Annotated in this window: 17 protein-coding genes; 7 read left to right on the top strand and 10 right to left on the bottom strand. The window is 46.8% G+C overall.

Annotation, left to right across the window (positions count from 1 at the left end):
- Window positions 1–244: 244 nt before the first annotated feature.
- Both QZ938_RS18960 and QZ938_RS18955 read left to right on the top strand, forming a co-directional pair.
- The gene (locus QZ938_RS18960; RefSeq protein ID WP_293145670.1) at window positions 245–400 is read left to right on the top strand and encodes a hypothetical protein; all 156 of its coding nucleotides are present in this window, start codon (window positions 245–247) and stop codon (window positions 398–400) included.
- Between the two features lie 125 nt (window positions 401–525).
- Entirely contained in the window at window positions 526–2802 is a 2277-nt protein-coding gene (locus tag QZ938_RS18955) for a ShlB/FhaC/HecB family hemolysin secretion/activation protein (RefSeq protein WP_293352764.1), read from the top strand.
- Between the two features lie 228 nt (window positions 2803–3030).
- On the opposite strand, the gene QZ938_RS18950 is transcribed toward QZ938_RS18955, so the two are convergent.
- From QZ938_RS18950 to QZ938_RS18905, 10 genes are all read right to left on the bottom strand, one after another.
- On the bottom strand, window positions 3031–3861 hold the full coding sequence (locus tag QZ938_RS18950) for an alpha/beta fold hydrolase (RefSeq protein ID WP_293352766.1): 831 nt from the start codon (window positions 3859–3861) through the stop codon (window positions 3031–3033).
- A gap of 14 nt (window positions 3862–3875) precedes the next feature.
- A complete protein-coding gene (locus QZ938_RS18945) occupies window positions 3876–4106 on the bottom strand; it encodes a hypothetical protein (protein WP_293352768.1) in 231 nt (76 codons plus the stop codon).
- Window positions 4103–4321 carry a hypothetical protein gene (locus QZ938_RS18940; protein WP_293352770.1) on the bottom strand — a complete coding sequence of 73 codons (219 nt, stop codon included), beginning with the start codon at window positions 4319–4321 and terminating at the stop codon, window positions 4103–4105. Before QZ938_RS18940 ends, QZ938_RS18945 begins: the two co-directional genes overlap by 4 nt.
- Window positions 4322–4372: 51 nt before the next feature.
- Window positions 4373–4864 carry a hypothetical protein gene (locus tag QZ938_RS18935; protein WP_293352772.1) on the bottom strand — a complete coding sequence of 164 codons (492 nt, stop codon included), beginning with the start codon at window positions 4862–4864 and terminating at the stop codon, window positions 4373–4375.
- A 314-nt stretch (window positions 4865–5178) separates the two neighbouring features.
- Window positions 5179–5511 carry a DUF5615 family PIN-like protein gene (locus QZ938_RS18930; protein WP_293352774.1) on the bottom strand — a complete coding sequence of 111 codons (333 nt, stop codon included), beginning with the start codon at window positions 5509–5511 and terminating at the stop codon, window positions 5179–5181.
- Entirely contained in the window at window positions 5508–5738 is a 231-nt protein-coding gene (locus tag QZ938_RS18925; protein WP_293352776.1) for a DUF433 domain-containing protein, read from the bottom strand. Before QZ938_RS18925 ends, QZ938_RS18930 begins: the two co-directional genes overlap by 4 nt.
- Window positions 5739–5869: 131 nt before the next feature.
- Window positions 5870–6235 carry a clan AA aspartic protease gene (locus QZ938_RS18920; RefSeq protein ID WP_293145653.1) on the bottom strand — a complete coding sequence of 122 codons (366 nt, stop codon included), beginning with the start codon at window positions 6233–6235 and terminating at the stop codon, window positions 5870–5872.
- Window positions 6213–6503 (bottom strand): hypothetical protein, encoded by a 291-nt coding sequence (locus tag QZ938_RS18915; RefSeq protein ID WP_293352778.1) that lies wholly within the window; start codon window positions 6501–6503, stop codon window positions 6213–6215. Before QZ938_RS18915 ends, QZ938_RS18920 begins: the two co-directional genes overlap by 23 nt.
- Window positions 6504–6580: 77 nt before the next feature.
- Complete coding sequence (locus QZ938_RS18910; protein WP_293352780.1) at window positions 6581–6796, bottom strand: hypothetical protein; 216 nt, start codon at window positions 6794–6796, stop codon at window positions 6581–6583.
- A gap of 24 nt (window positions 6797–6820) precedes the next feature.
- The gene (locus QZ938_RS18905; protein WP_293145647.1) at window positions 6821–7066 is read right to left on the bottom strand and encodes a hypothetical protein; all 246 of its coding nucleotides are present in this window, start codon (window positions 7064–7066) and stop codon (window positions 6821–6823) included.
- A gap of 409 nt (window positions 7067–7475) precedes the next feature.
- On the opposite strand from QZ938_RS18905, the gene QZ938_RS18900 reads away from it, so the two are divergent.
- From QZ938_RS18900 to QZ938_RS18880, 5 genes are all read left to right on the top strand, one after another.
- Complete coding sequence (locus tag QZ938_RS18900; RefSeq protein WP_293352782.1) at window positions 7476–8093, top strand: Uma2 family endonuclease; 618 nt, start codon at window positions 7476–7478, stop codon at window positions 8091–8093.
- A 51-nt stretch (window positions 8094–8144) separates the two neighbouring features.
- A complete protein-coding gene (locus QZ938_RS18895; protein ID WP_293352784.1) occupies window positions 8145–11072 on the top strand; it encodes a filamentous hemagglutinin N-terminal domain-containing protein in 2928 nt (975 codons plus the stop codon).
- Between the two features lie 220 nt (window positions 11073–11292).
- A complete protein-coding gene (locus QZ938_RS18890) occupies window positions 11293–14235 on the top strand; it encodes an S-layer family protein (RefSeq protein WP_293352786.1) in 2943 nt (980 codons plus the stop codon).
- A 280-nt stretch (window positions 14236–14515) separates the two neighbouring features.
- A complete protein-coding gene (locus QZ938_RS18885) occupies window positions 14516–17416 on the top strand; it encodes an S-layer family protein (RefSeq protein ID WP_293352788.1) in 2901 nt (966 codons plus the stop codon).
- A 405-nt stretch (window positions 17417–17821) separates the two neighbouring features.
- Window positions 17822–20437 carry a CHAT domain-containing protein gene (locus QZ938_RS18880; protein WP_293352790.1) on the top strand — a complete coding sequence of 872 codons (2616 nt, stop codon included), beginning with the start codon at window positions 17822–17824 and terminating at the stop codon, window positions 20435–20437.
- Window positions 20438–20594: the final 157 nt, after the last annotated feature.

Below are 20594 nucleotides of genomic sequence, written 5' to 3'. Positions count from 1 at the left end.
GGTTTGTAGTGAGGACTTCAGTCCTTCTTCTTGCGGACTAAAGTCCTCACTACGAACGAGTTGGCACAAAGGTTTGTAGTGAGGACTTCAGTCCTTCTTCTTGCGGACTAAAGTCCTCACTACGAACCTTGACGCACGATCTATGAAAAACTCGATTTTTTGGTTGTGCAGGCTACAATCTTTTGATTACTGTGAAAAAACCTGGTTTCTTGCTACTGGTGCGTTCTAAGGCTATTATGCTTGTGTGAGGGCTTGGAAATCGCAGGTTTTACGATCGCCCAAACTGATTTTTTTTGAGAATCTGCGATCGACTTACACGATATTTTTGCGGATCTGCATCCGGTTGCTGCGTAAGTTTTGGCGGATGAACCAAAAGGTCGATCGACCTTTTGGTTTTTAGCCGTTGGGAAATTCTTGGCAGCGCCCGGTGTTGCCTTTTTTTCGGTTAAGATTAATTGTTAGTTTAGGGTGCGCTGGTTCCTTAAAATATTTTCACCCAATCTAGCGAAATAATAATTATATCATATGAACTGTAGATCGCAAAAATTATTTTTAATTGCTGGAATCTTTGGCTTAGTTTGGTTGGGAAAACCGGGGAAAACATCCGCGAGCAACGTTGAAATTTTGACTTCAAATGTTGAGGATTTGGCAACAGTCAGCAGCGGAGCCGATCGACCTTTACGAACCAACGACACGAATTTTGACACCCGCGAAGACTTGCCGGCCACTGAGTCCGATCGATCGGCTTTGCCATTAATTCTACCTGCGGAAACTCCCGATTTACAGCCAGAAGCCAATTCTGTCGATCGCACATTAGACACCAATGCTGGAGAAACTCAGCTTTCTCACCGAGATCAAAAGCTAAAAGAAAATATTAGGGTCAAAAAAACGGGTTTGGATGCCGATCGAGATTCGCAACCGATCTCAAATCCCGTGACATCGGAAAGCGAGACAGCACTCTACGATCGCAATATCATATCGTTTCCGGTTGCATCGGAATTATTTAAACAGTCAACAGTCAACCGTCAACAGTCAACAGTCAACAGCCAACAGTCAACAGCCAACAGCCAACAGCCAACCGTCAACCGTCAACCGTCAACAATCAACAGTCAACAGCCAACAGTCAACAGTCAACAGTCAACATCACCTGACAGTGCAACCGGAATTGATATCAGCCAACTGCCCAACCCAATTCAACCGAGAGAGCCGGAATTGCCTGCACCAAGAGCACCGCAGCCACCGCCAGCGCCTCCCCTCCAACCAGCCCCGCTGGCACCCGTTCCCAGCGACGTGAGGCCGGGGATTCCGGGTACAATTCGGGTTTTGCGCTTTGAATTTGAGGGAAACACAGCTTTTAGCGATCGCGAACTCGCAGAAGTTACGCAACAGTTTGCGGGGCGCGACATCACCTTTGCCGAACTGATCGCAGCAGAAGGGGCAGTGACTAAAAAATACGTAGCAGCAGGATACATCAATTCCGGCGCTGTAATTCCCGCCAACCAAACATTTCCCAGAGAAGGAGGTGTGGTGAAAATTCGGATTGTCGAAGGCGGATTGGATGAAATTCAGATTAGTGGAAACAGGCGTTTAAATGCCAATTACGTGCGATCGCGCTTGGAACGTGTCACCAGGCGGCCATTGAATCGCGATCGCCTGCTGGAAGCCTTGCAAATGCTGCAACTCGACCCCTTAATTGCCAATATTTCGGCAGAATTGCAAGCTGGAAGTCGCCCGGAAAACAGCCGTTTGGAAGTGCGGATTAAAGAAGCAGACAGCTTCAGCGGCGAAGTTTTTCTAGACAACAACCGATCGCCCAGCGTGGGCAGTTTTCGGCGCGGTATCCGCATCAATCAAGCCAATTTGCTCGGTTTGGGCGACGGATTAGAGCTATCCTACGCTAACACCGATGGCAGCAACGAATTCAACGGTAGCTACACAGTCCCCGTCAACGCGCGCAACGGCACGATTCGGTTTGCTGCGAGTGCTGCGAGCACTAACGTCATTGAGGAACCGTTTGATACTGCCGAAATTGAGGGGAAATCGCGGACTTACGAGTTAACTTACCGCCAGCCGATCGTCGAAAAGCCCGATCGCACTTTGGCTGTGGGAGTAACTTTTTCGCGGCAAGAAAGCGATACATTCCTGTTGGGAGAAAGATTTGCACTGTCGGCGGGAGCAAACGAGCGCGGTGAAACGCGGGTTTCAGCGGTGCGGTTTTTTCAAGAATACGTGCAGCGGAATACCCGACAAGTGCTCGCAGCGCGATCGCAATTTTCCATCGGTACCAATTTTTTGGGTGCGACTGCGAACGATAGCGGCCCTGACAGTCGCTTCCTGGCGTGGCGCGGACAAGCGCAGTACGTGCGGCTGCTAGCACCAGAAACCTTGCTAATAGTGCGTTCCGACATTCAATTCGCCGATCGCCCGCTGCTTTCCCTCGAACAAATCGGGATCGGCGGCGTGCAAAGCGTGCGCGGATACCGGCAAGATTTGCTGTTAACTGATAGCGGTGCGATCGCATCTGCGGAGGTGCGAATCCCGGTGTGGCGCGTGCCGAAAGTCAAGGGATTGTTACAAGTCGCTCCGTTTGTGGATTTTGGGGTAGGCTGGAACAATTCAGGAGAAAAAGCGAATGCTGAGTCTGACAAACTTTTGGGTGCAGGTGTTGGATTGGTGTGGCAAATGGGCGATCGATTTAATGCGCGTTTAGATTATGGTATTCCGTTGATTAATGTCGGAGGGGGCGATCGAACTTTCCAAGAAAAAGGCCTCTATTTTCGGATTAATTATTTTGCTTTTTGAATTGTAGATTGGGTTGAGTGCGATCGAAACCAAACACTTTCATCTTTAGCGCTGACAGTCAAATTCTATCAAGTGGCGGTCTCGATCGCACGATTAAACTGCGGGATATCACGACAGGATGCTGTATTAGGAGGTTGAGCCCGAAGCAGAGCACACTGAAACGGAGACCGATAACTTTTCGCCGATCGGCTCCAACGCCGTGTTAGGTGGCTGACTCTACATTGAGAACTATGCTAAAAACTCCAAAACTAAACGATTAAATTTTTCTGGATACTCAACCTGCGCCCAATGCCCACACCGCTCAAAAACATACAACTGTGAATTGACAATTTTTTGGGAAGCAACATAGGCATGAGCAACGGGTATGATTGAGTCTTGTTTTCCCCAAATGATTAAGGTTGGAATTTTGATGCGATCGAGGTGCTGAACAAGCGGACTAAAAACCTCTCGACGCACTCCCCAAAAATCCAAATTAGCAACTAATAGAGAAATTAGGGCTTCCTTTTGACCAGGGAGATTAAACCGCTGGTAATTCAGTTCAATCAAGGACTCTGGAACTGATTTGGGATCGTAAACGCAACTGTTCAGTACCATTCTGACACCCGTTCGACTGGGCGGAATCCGTTTCGCGATCGCTGGAAACGCCGCCAGTAGACGGTCAGCAATATCGATTTCTTGCCCCAATCCAAAACTCGATATTAATCCGAGGTTGCTCACTCGCTCTGGTAATTCCAGGGCAAACTTGAGTGCAATACTTCCGCCCATTGAATTGCCAATCAAACTTGCTGTTTGGATTTCGAGTCTATCCAGGAAAGCTTTTAGAAACTGAAGTTGGTAGTCCAATGAATAAGTGCCTGCTGGCTTGTCTGATAAACCTGTACCGACCATATCGAAGGCAAACACACGATGGTGGTGGGCTAGGGCTTGAATATTCTGTTCCCAAATTTCGATGGAACTGCCGCCACCGTGGAGCAAAATGACAGGACTTCCTTGAGTTCCTGTACTCCAGTAACGAGTGTTGATGGAATCCACCTTAATGTATCTATCTGGTATCTTCATGCAGCAATTCCACCTTAACGTGAAGATGACTGAGCTTCGATCTCTCCATCAACTATCTCCAAAACACTGTCTCGATTGATTCGTGCAGAGTAAATTGGCAGTTTGGGATGAACTTTCTTGAACCGCAAACTGGGATATGTGGGATCTTGCTTGAATTGCCGATATGCCTTGCGAGTCTGATCCTGAATCTGTTCTGGTAGTTCAGCAAACATTTGACGAAATTGAACGGTTGTACGAGACTTCACAATGTTTCTGGATCTAATTCCTGAGTTTTGCCCGCATGATATTCAGCCATTGCCGCGGCTGCAAGTTTAGCCAGCAAATCCGGGGAGCGCGCAAATGCCTCATCCCACCGCCGATCATCTTCGAGTTCTTCCAGAATCAGGGTTGCGATCGCATTTTGATCGTTAGGAGGTAAGGTTTTTAATCGGGCGATCGCTTGTTGGAGTAATTCAGTCATAACTGTTTACTAGAGATGTATTTTTCTCGATTATTACCTACCGAGCACCTTTTAACCACTGATTGCAATACCCAAAGATACCATCCCTAATACAAGCATCGAAATGAAAGTAAACAGAAACTGTAGCGGTGGTTTTGTAGCTCGCCAAACACCATAATCACAGTCTTGGGTTCTAAATCCCTCAGAGGTGTCTAGCTTTGCTATCCTACAGAGTTCAATTTCACGTTTCTGAGTAAGCTGATTACAATACTCGATTGCTGGAAAAATTGTTCTTAAATATCGCTCATAAAGCCAGATTGTTAAGCTTCCAAGCGAGAAGACTGCAACAGCGACTAAACCGTGTCTACTCTTGATCACTGACGCTGCCTGCCAAGCTGCTAGCAAAAAACCTGCAAACGCAGTCCATAACAAAGTCGAGATTTTCCACAACTCGGAGCGGTACCACACAATTCTTTGATAAGCATGTTCATGCAGATAACGAGCAGTATCTAAAGATGATTCATTGCTTCTTGAAATTACTTGTTCCAATTCATCTGAACTCACTACAACTCCTCATCAACGTCACTTAACTCATAACCAGCAAGTGATGTTTAACATGCCGTCACTCGCAACTGAAGCCAGCTAACTTATAATTGTATCGCAGTTGCGGTACAATACTGGATATAGTCGAATAATACGCCAGCTCAAGGATGTATGTCAACCCCTTCTTACTCCCCATCAGAATCTCCTTTCCTAGATCGAGTTCGCCGCACGATTCGACTCAAGCACTTAAGCCGCAGCACTGAAAAAAGCTATCTTTATTAGATTTTAGATTAGAGAGCATTTAGAGTCGATCGAACAATGGGGCGCTCGGTGCACTATGATAAAGCAAGCAGCGATAAATTCTCGTCTTCATAAAATAATTCGATTGCTTTAAAATCCCGACGTAGCAAATTTTCAACTTGCAATGTCGAACAGTTTCCAAGGCGAAGCCAAATAACTTTCGGTGGATTCCCAAATACCAAACTCAGGTCGTGCATATCCGCGTCTTTCGAGACAATCATCAAATTATTATCTTTTGCATAATCCCAAACTATTGGGTCGATCGTTGCTTTCATGCCCACATCTCGGACATGAAGCGAATTTGGAAAAAGATCGCTCAAACGATTCGGCAAGTTGGGCGACAAGTTTTCATCAAAAAGTAATTTCATGCGGATAAGGTCGCGGTCATAAACCGACGCTCACGGTCAGCAGCATAAGCAATACAGGCTTTTAAATCTTCTCGCGTCAGATCGGGAAAATCGTCTAGAATTTCTGTTTCGGTCATCTCGGAAGCCAGGTACTCAAGCACTTCATAAACCGTAATTCGCAAGCCGCGTACACAAGGCTTACCACCGCGTTTATTGGGCTCGATCGTGATATGGTTCCGGTAGTTCATAGTTGGAATTATCGTCATTATGTTCTCGACCTTTGCAAAACCTTGTTCAAGTCTGAGTTACCTTCAAAACGTTTAATCAAGCTCTTAACTCTGCTTCTGGGCACATCAGGATTAAGATATTGGAATGGCATTTATAACTCATCGATCGTCACCAAACCACCCTCTGTGAACTGAATCACCAGTTCTTGTTCATTCAACAAGGCAGTTCCAATCAGAGGTCGTCGCCCTGTAGCCAATACACGAACATCTCGCTCCACTCCATCCCAAAAGATTGTCGCTTGATGAACTGCCAGAGAGACGGAACTATTATCTGCCAAGTTCGCAGACAGATTGTACAAAAACGGCAGCCTCAGTAAATTTACTGCTTCTGGCGGTAGACAAAGGTGATCGGTAAAACCTGTATCTACAACAAACTCGATCGGGAAAGTTGCGCCGTTCACCAGGAGAAATGTCAAGGTGACGATCGCATTTCTATCAGTTACTATACCGGAAATCACTGCTCACACGCTCCATGACACCACCTAAAGAAGCCGCTACATTGTAGCCGATACGAATCCCAAAGAGTCTTGCATACGGGTGCTTTGCATAGAGATTGAGCGCAGCTTGAATACCCATTTCATCAACCTCATAGTCACCTGTCTCAATGTCGATGATAACCATTTTGCCTATATTTCCCTCTGTCTCAACCTTTTGACGAATTTTGGTTTCGTACAGTAGATTGGCACGTTTCGCAACTTCTTCGCTGCTTAACAGGATCGCTTGCATAGGTTGACTCCTAGTCTATACTCTGTTTCCTCTTAATTCTACCCTGTAAATCAGATTATCTGTATCCAGTAAATATTTCATAGCTTATCTTCGGCTTTGAGGAAAAACTCATCCCCTTGGCGAATCCCTCGTCCATAGGCAAGTAGCTCCTCAAAGGCAGGTTCATCTTTGAAAGACCCGATAATTTGTTGCAACCAATTCGTTGGTTGAGAAGCCACAATTTGCTTCTGCAACTGGGCGATCGCTGTTTCCACTGCTGCAAGCCGTTCCTCTAAAGAAGTGTTAATTGCCATTTGAGTTTTCCTAATTAATCCTTCCTATCTAAAGGATAGCGAGTCATGTCCAAACAATCGGCGTCGCGCTTCCAACATTGCAGCCACTTCCTCATCTGTCGGTGCGGGTTGGTCTGTCTTTAGCAAGCCTCGCATCCGCTGAATCGCACCAGAACGATCGCCCCTGGCAACAGGCCGATCTTGTAAGGACTCAATGATGGCACTGACTAACGCAAGGCGATCGCTCGGTGGCAGTTTGAAGACGTGCTCCTTGACTTCTTGTAGCAACATAGACGGCTCCTAAGATTGAAGGTGTCTACCATCTAGTATGAACGATTGCGTTCTCCATGACCAGGTAGAATTAGATCCGATCCCGGTAACTCATTCAAACTCATGACTCTTCCTCCTCTGAGTTAGATCAAATCCGGTAGCATCGTCCTGTATTCATCTCTCTTATCTCCCTCTGTGTTCTCTGTGTTCTCTGTGGTTAAATCACCTGACGATGCAACGGTCAACGATATTACATTCAAAACCTTCGATAAATTTCTCACATCTTTAGCGCTGGCGGTCAAATTTTATTAAGTGGCGGTCTCGATCGCTACTTGGATCGCGATCGCACTGATACGATCCAAATATATAATTATAATGGAACCGGAAACGATATAAATCCTAACCTAGTTAACACAAGAGGGCTTGTCTTATGGTTCAGACAAAAACTAAACTAACATTTGTAGAGTTTCTCGAAAAGTACCCAGACGGATCGGGCATCTACGAACTTGTAAATGGAGAGATTGTCAAGGTGGAAGCAACCAGAGGTTGTAAAAATGTGGCACGATATCTTGTTAAGTCTTTCGACAGAGAAAGCGAGCGCTTGGAACTTGACTATATCGTTGACAAAGATATAGTTTTCAGAACTGTAACAGCTTCTGGACAAGAGCAAGGAAGAAATCCTGATGTCGGCGTAGTCAAGGCATCAGTATGGAATACCAATGTCCGCGGCTACGGAGCCCTGATCGAATCTATCCAATTAGCAGTAGAAGTTACTTCAACTAACTGGGAAGACGACTATGTTGATAAGTTAGATGAGTATCAACGGCTAGGCATTTGTGAGTATTGGATTGTGGATTATTTAGCCCTCGCTTCTAGGGCTTATTTGGGTAATCCCAAAATCCCCACAGTTTTTGTTTACTCTTTGGAAAATGACCGCTATTCCGTTCAAAGTTTTACAGGTAGTGAGCGCATTATCTCTAAAACTTTTCCCGAACTAGAAATTACTGTAGAGCAAATTGTGCTTAGCAGCCAAATGCAAAGCCTTTAGAGAAACGAGATGAGCTTACACCGATCGACTTTATCCTAAAAAGAGTTTTTTATGTCTCGCTTGCATTACTCCCTACTGTTTGTCTTCCTGTTGCTATCTCCCGCAAGTGCGATCGCCCAAATCGTCCCCGATAATACCTTGGGTTCGGAAAGTTCGCGCGCAGTGCCCGATACTATCAATAACTTGCCGGGCGATCGCATTTCAGGAGGCGCAACTCGCGGCTCTAATCTCTTTCACAGTTTCCGCTCCTTCAACATCAAAAGTGGAGAGGGAGCTTATTTTGAAAATCCTAGCAATATTTCTAACATCTTCACCCGCGTCACGGGCGGGCAACCCTCAAATATTTTAGGAACCCTCGGAGTCCAAGGCAATGCCAACTTATTTTTAATCAACCCGAAAGGAATTGTCTTCGGCCCCAATGCAAGGTTAGATTTGCGCGGTTCATTTGTCGCTTCAACGGCTGACAGTATTGTATTTAATAACGGCTTTGAATTCAGCAGCACCACAGGGCAAACATCCCCGCTGTTAACAGTTAATATTCCAGTTGGTCTGAGATTTAGAGACAATCCCGGTACAATTGTCAATCAATCCACGGCTACAGGAACAGTCAATCTCCCAGCCACATCTCCCGTACCGATTCCGATTACAGACAGAGTGGGCTTAGCAGTAGACAAGGGTCAAACTTTAGCACTGATTGGTGGCGAAATCCAAATCCCAGGTGGCAATTTAACTGCTAGTGGCGGACAAATTTTGCTCGGTAGCGTAGCCAGTCCTGGTTTAGTAGATTTGGCACTAACCCCTGGTGTATCCGGGCCTGGTAATCTTACTTTAAATTATGGCAATATTCAAAACTTTGGCAATATTCAAATATCCAATGGTACGCTGATTAACACGAGTGGAACAGGTGGCGGTAGAGTAGAACTCAAAGGTGGAAATATCGGCATCAATGCTGCACGAATATATGCGCTCACCTTCGGAAATATTGACAGCCAAGGTATTGATATAGATGCCCAAAAAATCCAAGTAAGAAATGCCACGCAATTGTCTACTTTTACTTTAGGAGATGGTGCTGGAGGTAATATTAATTTGCGCGCTGCTGATTCGGTAGAAATGAGCGGGCAGGGAATTGATGGCTTTCAACAAATTGTAATTAAATATCTCATATCAGGAACAGTTGACCCCTACGACCCTAAGTTTATGTTTTTTAACGGTACTGCTGGCGCTGGAAATGGGGGAAGCGTCAACATCGATACCGGACGGCTGCTCATGCGCGATGGGGTAGTAGGTAGCGGCATTACTTTAGGTGCTGGAAATGGCGGCAATCTGAATATCCGCGCCAACACTTTTGAAATTGCGAGTTCTGGAGTCAACAACGCCACAGCTAAAGATAGTAGCGGTGCCGGAGGAAGCATCAACCTTGATGTTGGGCGGTTAATTATGCGCGATGGTTCCCTTCTCGGCAGCACGAGTTACAGTAACGGGCCGTCGGGAAATATCACTGTAAAAGCTGCTGAATCGGTAGAACTTTCCAACTCCAGTAGCAGAACTGCTATATCAACTGGAATCAGCACTCTCAGTATCGGTTCTAGCGGCAGAGCAGGGGATATTACGGTTGATACCAAGCGCTTGCGCCTTGAGGACGGTTCTGCTTTTACATTAGGAACAGGTATATTAGTGGGCTTTCTGTTTTCTAGGAACGGCGGGCCGGCGGGAAACTTAACAGTTAGGGCCAGCGAGTCAGTGGAAATTACAGGAATTTCTCCTGTTTTGACTAGCGGGAATCGCACTGATAGTGCGCTGAGTTCTGCAACTTTGAGTTCAAGTCGGGGCGGGAATATCCGCGTCGATACGCCGAGGTTGGTGGTGCGGGATGGGGGGCTAATTTCTACGAGATCTTTTGGTGCTGGACATGGAGGTGATGTTACTATTAATGCCGATCGCATTGAAGTTAGTGGCATCAGCAATAACGGTTTATCTGTCAGTTCAATTGATGCTTCTGTCGGCAGCCGGTTCCCGATTAATAGTCCCAACCCGACGGCGAATGCTGGCGAGCTGAATCTTAATACCCGTCAATTGATAGTTCGGGATGGCGCTACAGTCACGGTGCAGGCTAGGGGAACCGGACGGGCTGGTAATATCAATGTTGTCGCAGATGCAATTTCCCTTGACACCAAAAGCAGCATTGACGGCACAACTGTATCCGGTACGGGTGCAAATATTAACCTGCAAGCACAAAGCATCTCCTTGCGGCGCGGCAGCCGGATTACTACCGATGCAGGTAATTCCGACGGCGGTAACATCAATCTCAACAGCCAGATTCTAGTCGCCCTACCCCAAGAAAATAGCGACATCACCGCCAACGCCCGCACCGCAGGTGGCGGCCGCGTCAATGTCAATGTTCCCAGTGTTTTTGGCTTTACAGCAGCGGGCCGCGAACAAGTCAGAAGCAGGTTGAATCTCAGTGACGCGCAATTTGCAGCTTTGCAAGTCAGTCCAACATCTCTGCTTAAAAGTAGCGACATCGCCGCGATTTCTCAAAGTGCAGGCCCGGCTTTGCAAGGTACTGTTACTTTTAGTTCTTCTGGGGTGAATCCCGCTCAAGGTTTGGTAGAATTGCCGCAAAATGTGGTGAATCCGGCTGCATTAATTGCTGCTAATCCCTGCGTTGAAGGAGCCGATAACGAGTTTACTGTTACTGGTCGGGGGGGAGTGCCGCCCAGCCCCAATGATTCTCTCACTAGCACAGAAACACCGTTTCCGTGGATAGAAATAGAAGGAAGAAGTCAGACGGAAGAAGGAAGAAGGGCAGAGGAAGAAAGAAGAAAGAAGGAAGAAGGGGAAATTCCCGATCGAGAAGTTGTTCCTGCTCAAGGCTGGGTGATGAATGAGAAAGGGGAAGTTACGCTGGTGGCTGTGGAAGCTGCGGGTCAATTTCCACAGCGCACGAGGCGTCCTGATTCTGTTTGTCAGCCTCGATAACTACAAATAGGGCAAATGCTAGAAATTTTATGACCGAATGTTAGCTAACAATAGGTTGATTATGATTTTCCAATATCTCTACTTATGGCAGATTTGCCAAATTAATGAACTCCAAGACCGAGACAAATACTATAGTTCAAGACTGATTTACATTAAAACGGTTCGTAGTGCGTCCTGGTGTCCGCAGAATAAGAGCGGACTAAAGTCCGCACTACGAACCTTGCTTCTTGTTGCCGTCAATCGACGGAACCTGATATTATTTGCATTCTTTTACCTGTGTCTGTTTGCAGAAAGTGCGATCGCCCAAATCGTCCCCGACAGCACTTTAGGTGCCGAAAGTTCTCGCCTGGTACCAGATACAATCAACAACTTACCCTCAAATCGAATCACTGGCGGCGCCACTCGCGGCTCTAATCTATTTCACAGTTTCCGAGAATTCAATATAAAAATTGGAGAGGGAGCTTATTTTGCAAATCCCAGCAATATTTCTAACATCTTCACCCGCGTCACGGGCGGGCAACCCTCAAATATTTTAGGAACCCTCGGAGTCCAAGGTAATGCCAACTTATTTTTAATCAATCCCAGAGGACTTATTTTCGGCCCCAACGCTCGGTTAGATTTGCGCGGTTCATTTGTCGCTTCAACGGCTGACAGTATTGTATTTAATAACGGCTTTGAATTCAGCAGCACCACAGGGCAAACATCCCCGCTGTTAACAGTTAATATTCCAGTTGGTCTGAGATTTAGAGACAATCCCGGTACAATTGTCAATCAATCCACGGCTACAGGAACAGTCAATCTCCCAGCCACATCTGGGGTACAGATTCCGATTACAGAGAGAGTTGGCTTAGCAGTAGACAAGGGTCAAACTTTAGCCTTGATTGGTGGCGACATCCAAATCCCAGGCGGCAATTTAACTGCTAGTGGCGGACAAATTGCACTCGGTAGCGTAGCTAGTCCCGGTTTAGTAGATTTGGCACTGACATCGAGTTCACAGCAGGGGAGTTTAAGTTTAAATTATGGCAACATTCAAAACTTTGGCAATATTCAAATATCCAATAGTACGCTGATTAACACGAGTGGAATAGGTGGCGGTAGAGTAGAACTCAAAGGTGGAAATATCGGCATCAATGCTGCACGAATATATGCGATCACCTTCGGGAATATTGATGGTAAAGGTGTTGATATAAACTCCCAAAATTTGCAAGTGCAAAACGGCACGCAATTGTCTACTTTCACTTTAGGAGATGGTGCTGGAGGTAATATCAATTTGCGCGCTGCTGATGCAATAGAAATCGGCGGGCAGGGAATTGAGGGCTTTCAACAGAGTGTAGTTAAATATCTGGTATCGGGACTAATCGACCCATTAGCTCCGAACTTTGTGTTGCTTAATGCTACTGCTGGCCCTGGAGCAGCCGGAGACATTAAAATCGATACTGGACGCCTGCTGATGCGGGATGGGGCAATATTTGGCAGCATAGCTTTTGGTGCCGGAAATGGTGGAAATTTAAGCATCCGTGCTAATACTTTTGAGATGCAGGGTTCTGGGAGCAACAACGCAACAACTAAAGGGAGTACCGGTGCGGCAGGAAATATCACCGTTGATGTCGAAAGATTGATCCTGCGGGATGGTGCTATTCTCGCTAGCACTAGCTACAATGCTGCCCGATCGGGAAATATCACAATTAAAGCTGCTGAATCGGTACAATTGTCGAACACCATTTCTCAAACTGCTGTCGCAAGCGGCATCAGCACGCTTACCATCGGCTCTACCGGAAAGGCGGGAGATATCACTGTCGATACAAAACGGCTGAGTCTTTCTGGGGGCTCGGCATTCACCTTGGGCAGCGGTGTTTCGGTTGGCGGGGTTATCTTCTCTACGAATGGGGGCCCAGGAGGAAACTTAACTGTTAGGGCTAGCGAATCAGTAGAAATTGCAGGTATTTCTGAAGTTTTGAGCAATGGGAATCAAGTTGCTAGTGCTTTTTCCTCTGGAACAATTAGTTCTAGCCGGGCCGGGGATATCCGCATTGACACGCGAAACCTGATTCTGCGGGATGGGGGCTTCATTTCTTCTAATTCTTCGGGTAAAGGAAACGTGGGGGATATTACGATTAATGCCGATCGCATCGAAGTAAATGGTAGTTTAGGTAATCCTCGTTTTAACAGTTCTATTGATGCTTCCGTTGGCAAGGCGACGGGTGATAATCCCAATGCTACGGCAAATGCAGGTTCGGTGAACCTAAATGTCGATCGATTGATTGTCCGGAATGAAGGCAATGTGACGGTGCAAGCTTTGGGAACCGGGCGCGCTGGTAATATCAATATTGTCGCAAATGCGATCGGCCTTGACAACAAAGGCAGCATTGATGGCAGAAGTGTATCCGGTGTCGGAGCAAATATTAACCTGCAAGCACGAGACATCCAATTGCGCCGCGGGAGTCGAATTACCACCGATGCGGGTACTTCTGAAGGTGGCAATATCAATATTAATAGCAATACTTTGCTCGCCCTCCCCCAAGAAAATAGCGACATCACCGCCAACGCCCGCACCGCAGGCGGCGGCCGCGTCAATGTTAATGTCCCGAATGTCTTGGGCTTTGCAGCAGTCGGCCGCGAACAAGTCAGAAGCAGGTTGAATCTCACTGACACCCAATTTGCAGCTTTGCAAGTCAGTCCAACATCTCTGCTTGAGAGTAGCGACATCGCCGCGATTTCTCAAAGTGCAGGCCCGGCTTTGCAAGGTACTGTTACTTTTAGTTCTTCTGGGGTGAATCCCGCTCAAGGTTTGGTAGAATTGCCGCAAAATGTGGTGAATCCGGCTGCATTAATTGCTGCTAATCCCTGCGTTGAAGGAGCCGATAACGAGTTTACTGTTACTGGTCGGGGGGGAGTGCCGCCCAGCCCCAATGATTCTCTCACTAGCACAGAAACACCGTTTCCGTGGATAGAAATAGAAGGAAGAAGTCAGACGGAAGAAGGAAGAAGGGCAGAGGAAGAAAGAAGAAAGAAGGAAGAAGGGGAAATTCCCGATCGAGAAGTTGTTCCTGCTCAAGGCTGGGTGATGAATGAGAAAGGGGAAGTTACGCTGGTGGCTGTGGAAGCTGCGGGTCAATTTCCACAGCGCACGAGGCGTCCTGATTCTGTTTGTCAGCCTCGATAACTACAAACAGGGCAAATGCTAGAAATTTTATGACCGAATGTTAGCTAACAATAGGTTGATTATGATTTTCCAATATCTCTACTTATGGCAGATTTGCCAAATTAATGAACTCAAAGACCGAGACAAATACTATAGTTCAAGAGTGATTTACCTTTTAGAGTGCGATCGGTCAATTACGATAACAAAAACTGTTCGTAGTGCGGACTTTAGTCCGCTCTTATTCTGCGGACTAAAGTCCACACTACGAACCTTGCTTCTTGTTGCGGTCAATCGACGGAACTTGATATTATTTGCATTTTTTTACCTGTGTCTGTTTGCTGAAAGTGCGATCGCCCAAATCGTCCCCGACAGCAGCTTGGGCGCAGAAAGTTCGCGCACTGTTCCCGACACTATCAACAATTTACCCTCAGATAGAATCACTGGCGGTGCAACTCGCGGCTCTAATCTCTTTCACAGTTTCCGAGAATTTAATGTAGGTGAAGGACGCGCTACCTATTTTGATAATCCTAATGGGATTGCCAATATTTTCACCCGTGTTACTGGGAGTAATCCTTCCAATATTTTAGGGGTGTTGGGAGTGCAAGGCAATGCCAATTTATTTTTACTTAATCCCAAAGGAATTGTCTTTGGCCCCAATGCGAGGTTAGACTTACGCGCTTCATTTATTGGTTCAACTGGTAGCGGGGTTATCTTTGAGAACGGCTTTGAATTTAGTGCAGCTAATTCTAATGCCGTGCCATTATTAGCGATTAATATTCCTGTGGGTTTGAGATTTCGAGATAATCCTGGCACAATTGTCAATCAGTCAATTGCTCCTAACCCATCACCGCCTGACATTCCCTTACCCGTACCAATTTTTAAGAATATTGGTTTAGCAGTAGACCCCGGTCAAACCTTAGCGCTAGTAGGCGGAAATATCCAATTCGACGGGGGAATCGCTACCGCCAGTAGCGGACAAATTCTTCTGGGAAGCGTCAAAAATCCAGGTTTAGTGCAATTTGAACCAACAGCTTTAGGTCTGAATTTAAACTATAGCAATATTCAGAACTTCGGCAATATTGACATGAACAGTGCATTGATAAATACCAGCGGATTAGGAGGTGGAAGAATTGACATCAGGGGTGGAAATGTCACTCTCAGTAGTTCAGGAATTTATGGCTTAACACTAGGAAATATAGATGGCAGAGGCATTGACATCAATGCCCAAAACTTACGATTAGATCGGGGCTCGCAAATTTTCGCCTCTACACTGGGAGAGGGGAAAGGGAGCAATGTTAATATTCGCGCTACTGACTTGGTAGAAATGATCGGTCTAGGAATTGAGGGCTATCAGCAGCTTACAGAAAATTTTCAGACATCTGGAACAGGGAACCCCTTTATTTCGCAAATTGTTTTGTTTACTAGCACTATTGGCAGTGGAGCCGCCGGGGACATTAACATTGAAGCCGGACGGCTGTTGATGAGCAATGGGGTAGTTGCCGGTGCTCCCACCTTTGGTGCTGGGAATGGCGGAAATCTGACTATCCGCGCCAATACCGTCGAACTCGTCAGTTCAACGCTCTATAACGGAACAACGAACGAAAGCACCGGTCAAGGCGGAAACATCACTGTTGAAGCCCAACGGTTAATGCTGCGCGATGGCGGTGCCTTTGCCAGCTTCAGCCTTAGTGATGGAGCATCGGGGAATATTGCGATTAAAGCCAGTGAATCTGTGGAATTGTCGGGTAGTCTCCCTGTAGGTTTAGGGCAAACTCGGCTCGGCACGAATACTTTTGATGGGAATGGAAAAGGTGGGGATATTACCATCGACACTAAGCGGTTGAGTGTTTCTAATGGAGCCACAATTAGTTTAACGACTGGTGCGATTTTTGGCGAAGTCATGTTTTCTACAAGTGGGGGGACTGGAGGAAATTTAACAGTGAGAGCCTCCGAGTCTATAGAAGTGAGTGGCGAGTCAAGATTTTTGGGGAATGCGGGCTATGTAGCAAGTTCTTTTGTTACTCAAACTGCAAGTTCTGGTAGGGGTGGAGATATCCGCCTCTCAACACCTAAACTAACTGTGCAGAATGGCGGCGTTATTTCTGCGGCTTCTTTGGGTATAGCAAATGCAGGAGATATTACAATTAATGCCGATCGCTTAAAAGTGCAAGGTATTGGGAGTAACAGTCGGTTGAGGAGTGGAATTGAAGCCTCGGCTGGTAGGGCGTTTAATGCTATTAATTCCAATGCTACCGGAAATGCAGGCTCGTTGAATTTGAATGCTAATCAATTGATTCTTCGGGATAGTGCAGTGGTTAATGTTCAATCTTCAGGAACAGGTAGGGCTGGCAATATTAACGTTATAGCTAACTCAATTGCCCTGGATAATAAAAGCATAATTGATGGCACGACAGTATCAGGTACGGGAGCAAATATTAACCTGCAATCAGGAGACATTCAGTTGCGAGGTGGTAGCCTAATTACTACCGATGCTGGTATTTCTGATGGTGGAAATATCAATATTAACAGTAATATTCTGGCTGCTTTACCCAAGGAAAATAGCGATATTACTGCGAATGCGCGATCGGCCCAAGGTGGCCGCGTGAATGTCAATGTCCCCAATGTCTTGGGCTTTGCAGCAGTGGGGCGCGAACAAGTCAGAAGCAGGTTGAATCTCAGTGACGCGCAATTTGCAGCTTTACAAGTAAGTCCTACTTCTCTGCTTACAAGCAGCGACATCGCTGCGATTTCCCAAAGTAGCGGGCCAGCTTTGCAAGGGGCGGTAACATTTAGCGCTGCTGGGGTGAATCCCGCTCAAGGATTGGTGGAACTGCCACAAAATGTGGTGAATCCGGCTGCGTTAATTGCTGCTAATCCCTGTATCCAAGGGGCCCAGAACGAGTTTACTGTTACGGGTCGCGGTGGAGTGGCACCTAGCCCTAACGATCCCCTCAGCAGCGCACAAACGCCGTTTCCGTGGGTGGAAGCAGAAGGAAGTTCGGCAACGACCAATATACGGGATGTAACGGATGTAACGGATAGAAGTCCGAAGGAAGAAAGCGAAAAAAAAGCTCGGGAAGTAGTTCCGGCGCGCGGTTGGGTGGTGAATGAGAAAGGGGAGGTGACGCTGGTTGGATACAATCCAGGTAATGCTGCTGAGTCTCGCAATCCTCGATCGAATTCTCTTTGTCCGTCGCGCTGACAAGATGTTTTTTACGGCGGGTGATTGACAGTTGACAGTTGACAGTTGTAGGGGCAGTGGATGGTGCGGGCCTGCCCTCTTAGTTGACAGTTGACAGTTGACAGTTGACAGTTGACAGTTGACAGTTGACAGTTGACAGTTGACAGTTGACAGTAACCTCTACGTTAAAGGAAGAGAATTGGAGCAATAAATCGTCCGATCTTAATTTATCCGGGGGTTTCGGCTTTCAACTAATTTTTACTGGTAATTGGTGATTGGTAATTGGTGATTTAGCGTAAAGTATACAGAATTTAAATTGTTTATTGTAATGCCTTATTCCCCACTCGCCAAATCTTCTCCCACGATACCCATCGGGCACTCTCCCCCTCTCCCACTCTTTCCCCGTCTTCCTAAAAGTTCTTGAATATGAAATTTACCCGATCGCTCCGACAAGCAATTCTCTTATTTCTGATATCCTGTCTGCTAGCGGTGGCGATTCCTCCCGCAGTTGCTCAGATGCAGTCACCACCAGCGGTGCAGCTTGTCCGACAAGCTCGAACTCTGTACGCTTCGGAACGTTTTTCCGAAGCTGTGCCGCTGTTACAGCAAGCGGCGACGCAATTTGAGGCAAAAGGTCAAAATCTCGATCGCGCTGCGGCTTTGAGCAATTTAGCTGCCACCTACGGGCAATTAGCGCTTTGGGAACAAGCAGAACAAGCTGTGAATTCGAGTTTGTCGGTGGTGCGGGCGCAACCCAAAACTCCCGAACAGCAGCGGATTTGGGCGGAAACTCTCAACATTCAAGGACAGATTAAACTCGAACGGGGGCAGACTCAAGATGCGATCGACATTTGGACGCAAGCTGCTAAATTTTTTGAGCAAATTGATAGCAAAAATCAACTTTTGCAAGTTCAAATCAATCAAAGTCGAGCTTGGGAAACTCTCGGACTTTACCCCAGAGCTTGCAAAATATTGTTAGGTTCTTTGAACCTGGAAAACAAAACCTGTGAAGTTTTGCCCGCAGGCTTAGTAAGTTTGAAAAATATATCTGTTTCCTTAGAAAATATTCGGGCAATTAATGCTTTAGCCAGGGTGCTGCGGGTTTTGGGACAACTGGAACGCTCCGAGGATTTGCTGTCAGCGGGAATGGAAGCAGCCCGAAACATAGGTGTCCGACAAGAAGAGGCTGCAATTTATTTGAATTTGGGAAACACAGCCCGGGCTAAAAGCAATAAACCGGGTTTGAATATCGAAAAGCGGACTGATTTGGAACGCTCCGCCTTAGAATATTATGCTAGAGCCGCAGAGGCGATGCCGGGGAAATCAACTATCGGGATGCAGGCGAGGTTGAATCAATTGAGTCTGTTTGCAGATAGCCAAAATGCCTCGGAAGCAAAGATTTTGTGGCGTTCTTTTGAGCCTCAAGTCGCTCAATTCCCCTCCAATCGTGCTGGGCTTTACGCTCAAATTAATTTAGCGCAGACCTTGATGAAATTGGATAAATTACCAATCGGTACTCCAGGTTTGAGCGATATCGATCGAATGCTTTCCTTGGCTGGGGAATCGGCAAACCGTTTGGGAGACAAACGAATACAAGCTTATATTCTAGGAGCTAGGGGCAAGGTTTACGAACTCAAACAACAGCATTCTATGGCTGAAACTTTGACTCTTGAAGCTTTGAGTTTAGCACCGGCGTTTCAATCTCCCGATATTGCCTATCAATTATTGTGGCAACTCGGACGGATTCGGCAAGCTCAGGGGAATACAGAAGGGGCGATCGTTCAATATACTCAAGCTGTAAATGTATTGTCTTCTCTGCGCGGCGATTTGGTAACAGTGAATCCCGAAGTGCAATTTTCGTTTCGCGAAAGTGCCGAACCAGTTTATCGGGAATTAGTCGGGCTGCTGTTGCAAGATGAATCGCCCACTCAAGATAAGTTAAAACAGGCTCGCCAAATTGTGGAATCTTTGCAGTTGGCGGAATTGGATAACTTTTTTCGGGATGCTTGTGCTGATGCTAAACCAAAGTCGATCGAGGAAATCGATCCGACGGCGGCGGTGATTTACCCAATTATTTTGAGCGATCGTTTGGAGGTAATTTTGTCAATTCCCGGCAAGCCTCTGCGCCGCTACAGGACTAAGAAGTCTCAAGCCGAATTAGAAACAGCCTTCAGACTAGCCAAAAATACCATCAGGCCTTCTGCTTTTGTGCGCGACAGGTTCCCACCTGTTCAACAGGTTTACGACTGGTTAATCCGCCCCGCAGAGGCCGATTTGACTGCCAGCGGGATTAAAACGCTGGTATTTGTGCTCGATGGTTACTTGCGAAATCTGCCGATGGCGGTGCTGCACGATGGCGAAAAGTTTTTGGTAGAAAAATACAGTATTGCTTTGGCGCCGGGACTGCAATTGCTGGCACCGAAACCGCTCAGCCAAGTAAAGTTAAAAGTGCTAACTGGTGGCTTGTCGGAATCGCGTCAAGGGTTCTCGGCTTTACCAGGGGTGAAACAGGAACTCGAACAAATTTCAGCCCAGATGCCGGCGAGTGCGCTGCTGAATCAAGATTTTGTCAGCGCGCAGTTGCACGATCGCATTAAAGCTTTGTCTTACCCGATCGTCCATTTGGCAACTCACGGTCAGTTTAGCTCGAATGCGGCGGATACTTTTATTGTGACTTGGGACGATCGGGTGAATGTTAAGGAGTTCGATCGACTTTTGCGATCGCGCAGTGGGGAGAAACAACAGCCGATCGAGCTTTTGGTGTTGAGTGCTTGCGAAACTGCTTCCGGCGATAACCGGGCCGCATTGGGTTTAGCTGGCGCCGCAATTCGATCGGGTGCCCGCAGCACAGTCGCCACCCTTTGGCAAGTAAACGACGAATCTACCGCTATTTTTATGACTGAGTTTTACCGCCAGCTTGGTGGTTCTAAAGCCAGCAAAGCTGAAGCCCTCCGCAACGCTCAATTAACCCTGCTGCAAAACGAAGAGTATCAAAATCCCTATTTCTGGGCGCCTTTCGTGCTAGTAGGGAATTGGCAATAAGTTGACAGTTGGCCGTCCAAGGTACGTTGTTGGGCTTTAGCCCTCTTTCCTTAGATCTGTGAAAGAGGGCTAAAGCCCAACAACGTACCTATTTTGGGGCGTTTCCCAGCTATTTTTGCAATCTTGTCTGGGCTTGTTGCAACCAGACAGTCAATCA

The organism is Microcoleus sp. CAWBG27, from assembly GCF_020883145.1.
GTDB lineage: Bacteria > Cyanobacteriota > Cyanobacteriia > Cyanobacteriales > Microcoleaceae > Microcoleus.
The sequence above is the reverse complement of the archived record's forward strand: the minus strand, read 5'-3'. Positions and strand labels throughout refer to the sequence as shown.

Bases quoted from the DNA above. Each gene is read 5' to 3' on its own strand.
- QZ938_RS18955 (WP_293352764.1), top strand. From the start codon at position 526: ATGAACTGTAGATCGCAAAAATTATTTTTAATTGCTGGAATCTTTGGC.
- QZ938_RS18950 (WP_293352766.1), bottom strand. From the start codon at position 3,861: ATGAAGATACCAGATAGATACATTAAGGTGGATTCCATCAACACTCGT.
- QZ938_RS18940 (WP_293352770.1), bottom strand. From the start codon at position 4,321: ATGACTGAATTACTCCAACAAGCGATCGCCCGATTAAAAACCTTACCT.
- QZ938_RS18930 (WP_293352774.1), bottom strand. From the start codon at position 5,511: ATGAAATTACTTTTTGATGAAAACTTGTCGCCCAACTTGCCGAATCGT.
- QZ938_RS18925 (WP_293352776.1), bottom strand. From the start codon at position 5,738: ATGAACTACCGGAACCATATCACGATCGAGCCCAATAAACGCGGTGGT.
- QZ938_RS18915 (WP_293352778.1), bottom strand. From the start codon at position 6,503: ATGCAAGCGATCCTGTTAAGCAGCGAAGAAGTTGCGAAACGTGCCAAT.
- QZ938_RS18910 (WP_293352780.1), bottom strand. From the start codon at position 6,796: ATGGCAATTAACACTTCTTTAGAGGAACGGCTTGCAGCAGTGGAAACA.
- QZ938_RS18905 (WP_293145647.1), bottom strand. From the start codon at position 7,066: ATGTTGCTACAAGAAGTCAAGGAGCACGTCTTCAAACTGCCACCGAGC.
- QZ938_RS18900 (WP_293352782.1), top strand. From the start codon at position 7,476: ATGGTTCAGACAAAAACTAAACTAACATTTGTAGAGTTTCTCGAAAAG.
- QZ938_RS18895 (WP_293352784.1), top strand. From the start codon at position 8,145: ATGTCTCGCTTGCATTACTCCCTACTGTTTGTCTTCCTGTTGCTATCT.
- QZ938_RS18880 (WP_293352790.1), top strand. From the start codon at position 17,822: ATGAAATTTACCCGATCGCTCCGACAAGCAATTCTCTTATTTCTGATA.